Below are 13,657 nucleotides of genomic sequence, written 5' to 3'. Positions count from 1 at the left end.
CTCACTGCAACTTGAAATACTTTTGCTTATTCTCCCTGTTTATGAAAGAAATGATACACTTTTTCCGCAACAAGTCCATTCATGGAAGGGGCCTGTTCTAATTCCTCTAATGAAGCATTGCGGATTGCTTCGATGGATTTGAAATATTTCATCAGTGCTTTACGTCTTACATCCCCTACACCCTCAATATCATTCAAAATGGAATGTACCTGGGTCTTGCTTCTGAGGGAACGGTGGTATTCAATTGCAAAGCGGTGGGTTTCATCCTGTACTCTTGTAATCAGTTTAAATCCCTCTGAATGGGTATCAATTGGAATTTCAATATTATTATAATAAAGTCCTCTTGTACTATGTGTGTCATCTTTTACCATCCCACACACTGGAATATTTAATCTTAGTTCCTCCATAACCTTTAATGCCACATTAACCTGCCCTTTTCCACCATCCATCAGAATCAGGTCTGGGAATCTTGTAAATTTGCCAAGAGCTTCGTCCAGATTTTTCTCCCTCATTTCCTGCTGTTCCCGCAATCCATGCGTAAACCTTCTTGTAAGCACCTCATACATGCTTCCATAATCGTCACTGCCTGTAATGGTTTTTATCTTAAATTTGCGGTAATCAGACCGTTTTGGCTTTCCATTTTCAAAAACTACCATAGAACCTACTGACTCAAATCCATTGGTATTGGAAATATCATAAGATTCCATTCTGCATATACTGCCAAGACCTAACCAGTCTTGAATCTCTTTCACAGCACCAATTGTCTTTGCTTCTTCTCTACGAATCTTTTCTGCATCTTTTTGTAAAATAATAGAAGCATTTTTTTCTGCAAGTTCTACTAGACGTTCTTTCTGCCCCTTTTTCGGAACACGGATGTAGACCTTCTGCTCTCTTTTATTCGAAAGCCATTCTGTCAAAAGTCCTGCTTCTTCTAACTCTGTCTGTATAAACAGCTCTCTTGGAATATACGGCGTTCCTGCATAGAACTGTTTGATAAATGCTGTAATAATTTCTTCGTTACTATCCTCTTTCACATGTTTAAAGTAAAAATGATCTCTCCCGATCAGTTTCCCTGTACGGACAAAGAATACCTGCACCACTGCTTCATCGTGAGTACGTGCCATTCCAATAATGTCTCTGTCTTCCATTTCGGAACTGGTAATTTTCTGTTTCTGGACAATATGCTTTACGCTGTTGACCAAATCACGGTACTGTGCCGCTTCTTCAAACTCCATCTTCTCAGAAGCTGCGTACATTTTCTCTTCCAGCATGGAAACAACTGGTCCATAATTTCCATTTAACAGCTCTAAAGCACCTTGAAAATCTTTCTGGTAATCTTCTTGTCTGATATAACCGTAACATGGTGCTTTGCACTGTCCAATGTCATAATATAAACAAGGGCGAGCTTTGCCTATATCCTTTGGAAGGTTTCGGTTACAATTGCGCACAAAAAAAATCTTCCGGACTAATTCTAAGGTATCTTTCACGGCAGTTGAACTGGTAAATGGCCCAAAATATTTTACCTTTCTGGCATCTTCCTTCTTGCCCTTTTCCATTTTACGGACCATAAGCAGTCTTGGATAAGCTTCTCCTACGGTAGCTTTAATAAATGGATATGCCTTTCCGTCCTTTAACATGGTATTGTACTTTGGACTATGTTCTTTGATTAGATTACACTCCAGTACAAGGGCCTCAAGTTCTGAATCTGTGACAATATATTCAAAGTGATCGATCCTTGCAATCATCTGTTCTATTTTGGAAGTCCTGTTTCTTCCTGACTGAAAATACTGACGGACACGGTTTTTCAGATTGACTGCCTTCCCAACGTAAATGATTTCATCTTTTGCATCCTGCATAATATAAACACCCGGCTTATCGGGAAGTTTCTTTAGCTCCTCGCTAATGACAAACACGCATCACACATCCTTTCTGCCTACATAAATCGGTCTATTACATGGGCTACGCCATCTTCATCGTTGCTTAGTGTGATAAAATCAGCTGCTTCTTTTACTTGATCATTGGCATTTGCCATAGCAACTCCCATTCCCGCATACTCAATCATGGAAAGGTCATTATAGCCGTCACCACAACATATCATCTGATCTTTTGTCATTCCTAACTTTTCTAATAACTTTCCAAGGGAATATGCCTTATCTATATTTTCTGGCATAATCTCTAAGAAAAATGGCTCGGAACGGTATACATTTAACTTGCCACGAAAACGGTTCTTTAATTCTTTTTCTACTTCTGCTAAATACAGGCCATTTTCTGTCAGAAGGCACTTGTTTACTGGGTAGTCAATGTATTCTACAAAGTTGTCCACTTTTTTTATTGGAAGATGATTAATCATTGCTTCTTTTTGAATGTATTCATCTGGTTCTCTAGGCGTAATAATGCCTTCTTTATCATAGCTTAACAAGCCTGTTTTAAACTCTTTCGCAGCATCATATATTTCCTTTATGCTTTCTTTTGGAAGAGATTTTTCATATATCACTTCTCCTGTCTGGCAATTCAATACTTTTGCTCCATTATATGCAAGTATATAGCCACCATATTCCTTTAAGCGGATCTGTTCTGCAACTGGTATAATTCCAGGCGTTGGCCTTCCAGATGCCAATACAACCTTATGGCCTCTTTCCTGTAATGCAAACAATGCTTCTTTTGTTTTTCCAGTAATTAACTTTTCTGAATTTGTCAATGTACCGTCTATATCTAATACTAAAATCTCGTATGCCATTTTCTTCTCCTCCTGACCTTGTTAAAAACTTTATCGTTTCGTACAGTTTATCTTCTCTATTAAAGTATCACATTTCCTTACTATGTGCAAAGGGATGATGGCATATTAAATTTTTCCATATAATTTGTTCGGTAAAATGAGAAAAAGTCCTAGAAAAAAACATAAATAAGATGGTCCAGATTGTAAGATATTGAAAGCGTAACAGTCTGATCGCTGCTACACTTATTTAGTAATTACCAACTGACTCTTTATGGAACAAAACGTATTCGCCTATTTGATGATTACCTGCTAATAACATATAAAATTGTATGTAAATTTACAATGTATATACGTTATATTTATGGGTATATGGTTTCCCCTTGCAAAAATATGCCGCCTCTTTATTTCTTCTTGGTTTTAAAGACTTGTCATATGAGAAAGCTTTACTTAACAGCCTAGAACAGACATCACATTGGGCGCTTGTAAGATTCCAGGCAAATATCTTACTGTTTCTTAATGCTTAGTATAGCACTTAACAGCTACATTGTTTTTACTTTTTTCTTACATTATCCCAATCTTCTCCCTATCCTAAAGCAAAACATATATAAAAACCGGTTCCCTATCAAAACGAACCGGTTTTTATGTCTTATCCCATATTTGCCAAAATTAATCTGCCTTATTTTCAGGATTTTCCACAGTCTCCTCTGCTTTGGCATCCTCTAACCTTTCAGAAGCTTCTTCCTTATCCTCCAAATCTCCTTTTATCCTATGAAAGATCTCCATAAACTGTTTGCCTGTAATCGTTTCCTTCTCATAGAGATACTCTGCTATTTCATTTAAAATAGAAATGTTTTCTTCCAGCATTTTTTTTGCATTCACATAACATTCTTCTATAATATCACGAACTTCTTTATCAATTTCCCTAGCAGTCTGCTCACTGCAGTTCATGACAGCACGTCCATCCAAATAACGGTTCTGCACAGATTCCAGTCCTACAAAACCAAGCTGCTTTGACATGCCATATTGTGTAACCATTGCACGTGCAAGCTTTGTTGCCTGCTCGATATCATTGGATGCACCACTCGTCACAGATTCAAAACAGATTTCCTCTGCCGCACGTCCACCACAGAAAGTTGTAATCTCCGTCAGCATTTCTTTTTTGCTCATAAGATACTTTTCTTCTTCAGGCACCTGCATTACATAACCTAAAGCACCCATAGTTCTAGGAACAATGGTAATTTTCTGAACAGGTTCTGCATTTTTCTGTAAAGCAGCTACTAATGCATGGCCAACTTCATGGGAAGCAACGATCTTTTTCTCTTCCTTGCCTAAAATACGGTCTTTCTTTTCTTTTCCTGCAATGACAACTTCCACTGCTTCAAACAAATCGGCCTGAGAAACTGCATTTCTTCGAGCTTTTACTGCCATAATAGCCGCTTCATTAATCATATTAGCCAAATCAGAACCAACCGCACCCGATGTAGCAAGGGCAATTGCTTCAAAATCTACTGTTTCATCCATTCGTACATTTTTTGCATGGACTTTCAGAATATCCACTCTTCCTTTTAAATCCGGCTTGTCTACAATAATCCTTCTGTCAAAACGTCCCGGACGCAGCAATGCTTTATCTAATACATCTGGCCTATTGGTAGCTGCCAGCACAACAAGGCCTTTAGAAGTATCAAAACCATCCATTTCCGCAAGCAGCTGGTTAAGTGTCTGTTCACGTTCATCATTGCCGCCACCATACTGAGAATCACGGCTTTTCCCAATCGCATCAATTTCATCAATAAATACGATACACGGTGCCATCTGCTGTGCCTGTTTAAACAAGTCACGCACTCTAGATGCACCAACACCAACAAACATCTCCACAAAACTGGAACCTGATAATGAGAAAAATGGAACATTGGCTTCTCCTGCAACAGCTTTTGCCAATAAGGTTTTTCCTGTTCCTGGAGGCCCTACTAATAATGCACCTTTTGGAAGCTTAGCACCGATCTGCGTATACTTGCCTGGATTATGAAGGAAATCTACCAGTTCTGTCATGGACTCTTTTGCTTCTTCCTGCCCCGCTACGTCTTTAAAAGTAACGCCCGTTTCCTTTTCTACATATATCTTGGCATTGCTCTTGCCAACCCCCATGACACCACCGCCGCTTTGGGATATTCTGCGGTAAAAAAACCAGAAAACTACCCAGCATAACAAAAGCGGAAATACATAGATCAGAAATAAATTGAGAATATTGGAACTTGTATCCTGTATTTCAGCTTTATAAGACACCCCTGACTTATTAAGCCTTTCTACCAGATATAAATCGCTTCCAATACGGCCTGTATAATAATTTTCATTCAGATTCGTACGATGCACCTTTGGCTTTATTTTTATCTTCGTACTTGTAAGTACAATGGAATCTATCTCTCCATGTTCCAGCATGGAAATAAATTCATTATATCCAATTTCTATGTTCGTCATTTTTTCAATTCTTGAAGTAATAAGTGAAAATCCCATAAATACAGCAATTGCCAGAATCAAACAAATAATAATGCCAGATTTCGGATTATTTCTTCCATTTCTATTATTCTTACTATTATTTCCATTCCAGTTATTGTTATCTCTATTACGATTGCTGTGGTTATTATTGTACATTCGGTTATCCATATTCAACCTCCTTTGCGATATTCCCATTATAAATGTAGTTTAACCATAAATCAATATGCTATTATCTTAACTTTCTCTAAATTTTTTTCAATTTCAGCTAGATTTTTTATCTCGATAAGGTTATAATGGAACAGTTATATTTTTTACGGAAATATATAAATACTAAGCAAGTATTCAAAAATAATAGAACTAATGTAAGATGTACAGCCAAGGAGGAAATAGAATGTCTGTCAAATATGTCTTTGTAACAGGTGGCGTAGTTTCTGGTTTAGGAAAGGGTATAACTGCAGCTTCTTTAGGACGTTTACTGAAAATGCGTGGATATAACGTAACCATGCAGAAATTTGATCCTTATATTAATATCGATCCAGGAACAATGAATCCAATTCAGCATGGTGAGGTTTTTGTTACAGATGATGGTGCAGAAACTGACTTAGATCTCGGTCACTATGAACGTTTTATCGACGAAAGCTTAACAAAACAGTCCAATGTCACAACAGGTAAAATTTACTGGTCCGTTTTATCCAAAGAACGCAGAGGTGATTTTGGCGGAGGCACAGTACAGGTAATTCCTCATATTACAAATGAAATCAAAAGCAGGTTTTACCGTAATGACGGATGTAAGGATACACAAATTGCAATTATCGAAGTAGGTGGAACCGTTGGCGATATCGAAAGCCAGCCTTTCTTAGAATCCATCCGTCAGTTCCAGCACGATGTAGGCAGAGAAAATGCCATCTTAATCCACGTTACACTGATTCCTTATTTAAAGGCATCAGGTGAAATCAAAACAAAGCCTACACAGGCAAGTGTAAAAGAACTTCAGGGAATGGGAATCCAGCCAGACATTATTGTCTGCCGTACAGAAGTTCCTTTGGAACAGGAAATCAAAGATAAAATCGCATTATTCTGTAACGTACCTGCGAAACATGTTATGCAGAATCTAGATGTAGAAACTCTTTATGAAGCACCGCTTGCTATGGAAAAAGAACATCTTGCAGATATTGCATGTGAGTGTTTGCATTTAGCTTGTCCAAAACCCGACGTAAAAGAATGGGAAGACATGGTACATGCTCTTAAAAATCCAGCTAAGGAAGCAACCGTTGCCTTAGTCGGAAAATACACTGCTTTGCATGATGCATACATCAGCGTTGTTGAAGCTTTAAAACATGGTGCCGTAGCACACAATGCAAGTGTAACGATTAAATGGGTTGCTTCCGATGATGTAACTGAGGAAAATGTAGCAGAATTCTTAGGTGATGTTGACGGTATTATTGTTCCAGGCGGATTTGGTGACCGTGGCATTGAAGGCATGATTACATCCATAAAATATGCCAGAGAAAACAAGATTCCTTTCTTAGGCTTATGTTTAGGCATGCAGCTTGCAATTGTAGAATTCGCAAGACATATATTAGGCTTTACAGATGCACATAGCGTGGAATTGAATCCTTCTACGACTCATCCATTGATTCACTTAATGCCGGAACAAGACGGTGTTGAAGATCTTGGCGGAACTTTAAGACTTGGTTCTTATCCTTGTGTTCTTCAGGAAGGATCTCTTGCTGCAGCTGTTTACGGCACACATGAAATTCATGAAAGACACAGACATCGTTACGAAGTAAACAACTACTACCGTGAAGAACTGCAGAAAGGCGGTTTGAATTTATCTGGCTTATCTCCAGATGGACGTATTGTGGAAATGTGTGAAATTGACTCCCACCCTTGGTTCTTAGCAACTCAGGCCCATCCGGAATTCAAATCAAGGCCTAACAGACCACATCCATTATTTGCTGGTTTCTTAGGTGCATCTATTAAGAATAAAGAATGTAAATAGTTAAAACATTGTGTACTATAAAGGTTGCCAAACAATTACCGGAAACTGATTCTCTCCTACTATTGAAACACATAAAAAACACTTGAAAATATTAGTTTTTATCTAGTATCTTCAAGTGTTTCCTTAACTCTAAAAAAACATACTGTCTCTTGCTTTTTTCATTGCATTATAGATGGTGTTTCCTAATATCCACATGATCAGGTAATTACTTATCATATGCACTGCACTAAATCCAAGACCTGAAATAAAATAGGCAATTCCAGACCGAAGTCCAGTTAGCAGACTTATCACAACCGCATAAACCAAATCAAATGCAAATCCAAATATACCTGCCAGAATCGCCCGTTTACTATTACTATTTTCTAACTGGGTACGAAACAGGCATGTTATCACTACTAGGCCAGGCCACAAAACGGCATATCCTACCGTCCAGAATCCCAAACCATATGTACATATTTCCAGAAAAACATAGAGAATAACTGTATACACAACATGTTTTCCTAACAGAAGTGTAGAAAGAATAACTAAAAACGTCACCAGTTCAACGTTTGGCATAGAGGCAAGCATATACTTACAAACAAAAATAATATCCGCCAATACTGCCAGAATAATCATTTTCTGAACATTAACTCTTTTCATATCTAATACCCTACACAAAATTGTAAGGTATATGACCCATTGTTTTGTATTTGAAGCTCATCAATACCGACCTTCGATAACTGATTATTTTCAAGCACTTTCCACCATTCCTGTCTGGTATCATCTGCTTCATAGCCATCAACTGAAACAAGAAATCTTCCATACTGGCTCTCTTCGAATTCTGCAACCCCTAGAGAATTTAAGACATCACCTAGTTTATTCTCTTTTGTATCTACCTTATATGTATTACTGTAATTTTCATCTGCTTTTATGACATGGATAAGAATGGATTTCTCATTATCATTCTTCTGCATGTTATTATGTATTTTCACACCAGATATTATTAGTATTGCTAGTGCAAACATAATCATTGCAACTATTTTATCTCTTTTTGATTCGTTCTGATTCATTGTGTTTTCTCCTTATATAATATATTTAGGTTAATAAAGGTAACCTATAACCCTTTACTTTACTTCTTGTATAATTATTCAGGTTTATCCTGTCTGATATTTTTGGTAAAATATCAAAAAAATAATCATTTCTTTTCTACATATTTTCAGAATTGATTTTCAATTTTTTTGTAATGCATAAATATCCTCGAAATATGCAAAAAACTTTTTTCATTTACTTATTGGCTTTTAATAGTCTGCCTTTCAATTTGTACCTTTACGACAGCCTGCCTATAACTTTCTCCAAAATTATACTATCATATTTTTTCATTTCTAAAATATTTCTGCTTATCTTATCTAAAATGCTAGTATCATTAAGCAGTTCAAATCGCATAGCCAACCCATGTGTTTTCTCTGAACGTACGCATTCTTCTTTATATTCTTCAAATATTTCACCTAAATCTATATCATTTTTACTGATACATTCTAATCTCATCAACATAACCTTTTTGTACTCCAATAAAAACCGGAAAATCCGAAAATCCAGATTACGCATTTTTTCTTGATGAGATCTGCTTTTCTTTACCTGTTCAATATGCTCGAGGATCACGTCATATACTCCTATGCCATAAACCACATCCTCTTTGTCACAGTTGAATCTTTCATAACTTGCAAAAGTACTTTTTGCTCTTACATAATCCTCTAAGTAGAGTTTTATAAGCTTTATATTTAATGGAAACTGTTTTGTATGATCATACTTGTAAAATCGTATCCTGTCAGTCCACACCTTATCTTTCTCACACTTATTTGCGTAAAGGGCATTCTGGAATTCTGCAAATGTACATATTTTCCTACTAAACAAAAACTCCTCATTATATCCACTAATATAATAAATCTGCTTTTCTATGTCATAACCATAAATCAATATATCATGAACAAAATGCTCTCTCTGATAGGAAAATGTATGCGGTATATAATACTCATCTACTTGAAAGTATGCATAATATTCTAGGTCAATAAGCTTCCTCACTATCTCATTTATGTTAAGATTTAATTTTGATAGTGTGGACCAACTTAAAAACTGTCTCGATAATAATTCAGTTTTTATTGATTCTGCATCAGCAAACCTTAGAAAAACGTCACCATTTTTTGAAAGATCCCGATTGGCCTTAACCAGTATATAATTACTGAATACCCATGAAAAATAATTATCACTATTACCTGCTAGTATAGCCAGTATAAATGCATCATAGTTATAGACATCAAATATCGGCTTATCCAGCTTCAAAACTACTTTTCTTCTCATATCTCACTCCTTATATTCAATCTCATAAAATGAAATTTCCCTTAAGTTCTTACATCCAGTCCTAATTGTACATGTATCACTTTCTTGGCTAATTGTATAGCAATTTTGGCTCTCTTCTTTCTTTTGTCAATTTTAACCACATTTTGCGTACATCTACATAGTGGTCCACGTTCTATAATCACACGTTCTCCGACTAAACGGCCTTCTGAAAAAACGGCAACACCTTCACAATTGAGCAGCAGATATAGCTGCTCAATTTCTGCCTCTTCCACTTTAAGAAACATCCCATCGCTCATTAAAAACTTGTGAATAGATGGAATGACTTTGACACCATAATAAAAATCAACAATTTGTGGTGTATTTACAAATATATAACCTGGAAAAAGACATTTTAGTACTTTCTTATTCACTCCTTTTCTTCGTTCTACCAGCTCTCTTTTCGGAATCAGAATTGAGTAAGCAATGTCTAAGTCATGTAATATATATTCAATATAATTCCTTACACGCTCCTCGTTATTGCTTTCCACACAGATCACATACCACTCCATTATTCTCACCACTTCCTACTTTTCTTTATCTCCTACGAGAATCTCTTCACAAGTTACAGATAACCCTTTAGCAATTTTTAAGAGTGTATTTGCAGAAAATCCCTTCTGCCCTGACTCAATTTCGTATAGAAATTTCGGTGAAATATTAGCAATCTCTGCCATTTCCTCTCTTGTATAATTTAATTTTTCACGTAGCTTTCTAATTCTTTTTCCTGCTTCAAAATACATGCTATTCATACAAATTACCCCTTGTGAATTATTTTATGTAACTTATAGCTCTATTCTATTCTCTATAGAAAAAACTGAAAACTCCCTAAAGGTATAATTACCGATTTAGCTTGTTTCATTAATTATGCTGTCTCTTTCTGTGTTGTAATATATCCTCCACAAGGCTTCTTTTTCCTGTTCCATTAAGATTTCGACATTTTTCCTTATGTCTGGCTTCATAATTTTACTACCCTTCAGTATGTTATAAATCATTTTATCTTTTAACTTTCTTGAAAGCTCTACGACATTTTGATATTGTTCCGTATACAGAGCTACACGATCAGGTTTTATAATGTTACGGGCTGCCAAAAAGTGAAGGCGATCCATCATTATTTTTTGTGCTCGTATAGGATATAACTAATTCTAATATCATTTAGAAACAACTTCTGATAATCTGCATCATATAAAATAGCATCGTATATTTTTATGCCACTTATATTAGTAGTGGAATCTGTGCATCCGCCATATTTACGAACAGATACGGTACTTTCTAAATACTCTTTTAGCTCAGCCAAAAAATGGTCCAGCTTAAAATGGACAACTTCCCAGTCATATTCATGCTCTAGTATATAAAAGCAACTTGTCCTTCTTTTCGATTGATATGCTACTTCATAATCTTCCATACGGATAACTGTCTCATTGAGTTTTCCTTCAATAAAACTGATACAGTAAATTACCTCTTTTTCGTCATCATATCCATATATTAAATTCTGGTGTGAAAAATGGAACTGTGCTTTTTGTGCACAAGTTCCCTGGACATAAAATTCATCTAGCTCTACTTCCAGATACTTCTTTGTGTCAATCATCATTTTTGTAAATTCAACTAAACTTTTTTTTGTAAAGCATAAAAAGGAATGTTCTATTCTGGCATAATCAAGTAAAGCATTGGCTGTATAATAGCTAAAAGATTTTCGAGTCAAGGAAGTATGCTCTAATGGGAGTCCATACGTTGAATCGTATTGTAGTTGAATATAGTTTGAAAATAACCAGTCATAATACATATAACCAGGACATAATATTCGTATTTCCCATTGGATTGTGGAATAGTTTTTCAATTGAACATTTACAGTCCCCAGTTCTATCCAGTCAACATTATCTCTCGAATATTGAAACAAAACAGTCTGTTCCTGATACAAAAACTTAATGTAGTATGGTTCATACTTATCTGATCTGTTCATTACCAGATTTTGTTCCTTTCCATTTTCAAAATAAGAACATTTTCCACCTGCACATCGTTCTATCCACCAGCTTTCTACTTTGCCATTATCCATTCGAACTCCACTAAAATGAATTTCCAAACGACTTCTTGTATGTGCAATGGTATGTCTTTTCATGAATAGCACAATCTCTTGGCCAACCTGCACATCTTTTGTTATCTTTAGTTCCATGTCAGTTTCATATGGTTTTCCATATACAGAAATATCTTGTTCTTTCTTCAATACTGTTACATTTTGATAAACCATTTCATAATCACATTCCTCCATACTAATCCAAAAGCAAGCAAGGCACAGGTTTGTGGTCATTTCATTATCTGCAATCAAATTCGTAAAAGCATCGTATGCATAGGAACGTATTTTAGTGTTAACATTAACTGGCAGCTTGGGCATTAAAAATTCCTCCTTTTTTACATGTATGTATAATTAGTATCTAAAATTAAAATACGCTTCTGGAGGCAATCCCTCTTTATTCAGATTTACGTACAAACTCAATCTGTTCTGTTCAAGTGCATCACTGATTCCTTTTATATAATCCAGATTAAGATATGCTTCTGTCAGCTTTTCTGCTTCTTTTTCACTGAATTGTTTCTCTGTCATGTCAAGCAGTTTTCGAAAACACTCCGCATTTGATTTGTTCACTCTTCCTAGTAACTCCCAAGCCTTCTTTTCACTTTTCTCAATAATTGGTGCAATTGAAGGAAACTTCGGAGTAAAGTTTCTCTTTAGATAATTAATCAGCTTGAATTCTTCACGGATAATGCTTCCGATCTTTTTTGCATAAAAATACACTTTGGAATCTTCATTTTCATGGTACTTATAGTACAAGTAATTTGACAGTTTTCCAATTTCTTTATTTACATAGTTATAGAAATAACAGCCATCATCTGATGGATTATCAATTAGAAGCCCATCATTCTTTACTTTATAGTACAGTGGTGAAAACTCTGTAATACCACAACGCTCTACAATATAATATAGTACGGATGCAAAACAGGTCTTTTCCAGGAAGTCTATGTTCGTTCTTAATTTTTCAAATGTAGAGTATGGATTAAAATTTATGAATCCAATATCGACTGCAATATCATTTTCACGGAAATATTCAATACTGCGTAAGTTATCCTCCACACTTGCAATCTTTCGATAAAGCTTCAGATCTTCTTCATTTCCTGATTCTGTACCAAATACAATTCCAACAAGTCCTGAGTCTTTTATGAGCTGCATTTTCTCGTCGGTAAACTTCTTATATACCTCTGATCGGAAATAAGTTTCATATGTAATATTAAGACCCGCATCTACGATACCTTTTGCAATTTTCCACATACGTTCTGTATCCTGATGGGCATAATCTTCAAAGCTGTCATCTATAAACCAGAAACGGTTTACCCCATAACGGTCCACGATCTGCTTAATTTCTTCTACCACTTTTTCAGGGCTTCTTCCTCTCCACCGGTTGCTTCCATCTGTACCCCAAAAGTTCTGATGCCAACAGAAACTGCAGTTACCTTTACATCCACGGCTTGTAGAAATGTACGCATAACGAAGTTTATTATTCTCTAGTAAATCTCTCCTTGGGAAAGGTAAACTGTCTAAATCTTCAATCAGTGGCTGTCTTTCGTTTGCTACAATTTTCCCATCTTTTCTATATAATAAACTTTTTACTGTTGTAACATCTTCACCTGCTTCAAATGTATTGGCAAAGTCTAAGAAGGCCTGCTCTCCTTCTCCAACTATGACATAATCAATAATAGAGTATTTCTCAAGAAGATTCTTACCATAGAGAGTTGGCCAGTATCCACCTAAAATAAATTTAGTATCAGGCAAATGTTCTTTCAAAAGTTCACACACTTCTATTACAACTTTCTCTGTTGTGGAATACATTGGAATACCTATAATATCTGGTTTATGTTTATAAATCAAATCATAATTCAGGTACGAGCGTGTGGAATTTACAAGTGCTGTATTGAAACCATTTTTTTCTAGATATGCTGCAATGGAACAGATACCAATCTCTTCTGTAATAATTGCATTTTTTTCAGTTAATACACTTAATAACAATATTTTCGTTTTCTTATTCATCTTA

The 13,657-nt window shown here is 35.8% G+C and carries 11 protein-coding genes; 1 reads left to right on the top strand and 10 read right to left on the bottom strand.

All coding sequences use genetic code 11. From position 1 onward, the window contains the following. Positions 1-26: 26 nt before the first annotated feature. From uvrC to ftsH, 3 genes are all read right to left on the bottom strand, one after another. The gene (uvrC, locus tag BMY85_RS07435) at positions 27-1,913 is read right to left on the bottom strand and encodes an excinuclease ABC subunit UvrC (RefSeq protein ID WP_092477646.1); all 1,887 of its coding nucleotides are present in this window, start codon (positions 1,911-1,913) and stop codon (positions 27-29) included. A 20-nt stretch (positions 1,914-1,933) separates the two neighbouring features. Continuing rightward, on the bottom strand, positions 1,934-2,737 hold the full coding sequence (locus BMY85_RS07430) for a Cof-type HAD-IIB family hydrolase (protein ID WP_092477645.1): 804 nt from the start codon (positions 2,735-2,737) through the stop codon (positions 1,934-1,936). A gap of 645 nt (positions 2,738-3,382) precedes the next feature. Then, a complete protein-coding gene (ftsH, locus tag BMY85_RS07420; protein ID WP_092477644.1) occupies positions 3,383-5,377 on the bottom strand; it encodes an ATP-dependent zinc metalloprotease FtsH in 1,995 nt (664 codons plus the stop codon). A 223-nt stretch (positions 5,378-5,600) separates the two neighbouring features. On the opposite strand from ftsH, the gene BMY85_RS07415 reads away from it, so the two are divergent. Next, complete coding sequence (locus BMY85_RS07415; protein ID WP_092477643.1) at positions 5,601-7,211, top strand: CTP synthase; 1,611 nt, start codon at positions 5,601-5,603, stop codon at positions 7,209-7,211. A 129-nt stretch (positions 7,212-7,340) separates the two neighbouring features. Here the strand turns inward: BMY85_RS07415 and BMY85_RS07410 are convergent, their stop codons facing one another. The 7 genes from BMY85_RS07410 to BMY85_RS07375 all read right to left on the bottom strand — a co-directional run bounded on the left by BMY85_RS07410 (position 7,341) and on the right by BMY85_RS07375 (position 13,653). Next, positions 7,341-7,850, bottom strand: coding sequence for a hypothetical protein (locus BMY85_RS07410; RefSeq protein ID WP_092477642.1), 510 nt, complete (start codon positions 7,848-7,850; stop codon positions 7,341-7,343). Between the two features lie 2 nt (positions 7,851-7,852). After that, on the bottom strand, positions 7,853-8,260 hold the full coding sequence (locus BMY85_RS07405; protein WP_143066343.1) for a DUF4430 domain-containing protein: 408 nt from the start codon (positions 8,258-8,260) through the stop codon (positions 7,853-7,855). A 256-nt stretch (positions 8,261-8,516) separates the two neighbouring features. Further along, positions 8,517-9,545, bottom strand: a complete 1,029-nt coding sequence (locus tag BMY85_RS07400) for a cysteine peptidase family C39 domain-containing protein (RefSeq protein ID WP_092477641.1) — start codon at positions 9,543-9,545, stop codon at positions 8,517-8,519. A gap of 41 nt (positions 9,546-9,586) precedes the next feature. Continuing rightward, entirely contained in the window at positions 9,587-10,093 is a 507-nt protein-coding gene (gene loaP, locus BMY85_RS07395; RefSeq protein WP_092477640.1) for an antiterminator LoaP, read from the bottom strand. 15 nt (positions 10,094-10,108) lie between these two features. Further along, the gene (locus tag BMY85_RS07390) at positions 10,109-10,330 is read right to left on the bottom strand and encodes a helix-turn-helix domain-containing protein (protein ID WP_092477639.1); all 222 of its coding nucleotides are present in this window, start codon (positions 10,328-10,330) and stop codon (positions 10,109-10,111) included. Between the two features lie 359 nt (positions 10,331-10,689). Beyond that, a complete protein-coding gene (locus BMY85_RS07380) occupies positions 10,690-11,967 on the bottom strand; it encodes a hypothetical protein (RefSeq protein ID WP_092477637.1) in 1,278 nt (425 codons plus the stop codon). Between the two features lie 33 nt (positions 11,968-12,000). Further along, positions 12,001-13,653: a B12-binding domain-containing radical SAM protein gene (locus BMY85_RS07375; protein ID WP_092477636.1), complete on the bottom strand. Its 1,653-nt coding sequence runs from the start codon at positions 13,651-13,653 to the stop codon at positions 12,001-12,003. Positions 13,654-13,657 lie beyond the last annotated feature (4 nt).

Origin of the sequence: [Clostridium] polysaccharolyticum, assembly GCF_900111595.1 — a bacterium.
Classification (GTDB): Bacteria; Bacillota; Clostridia; order Lachnospirales; family Lachnospiraceae; genus Clostridium_AI; species Clostridium_AI polysaccharolyticum.
Note: the sequence above shows the minus strand (reverse complement) of the source record. Positions and strands in the feature narration are given on the sequence as shown.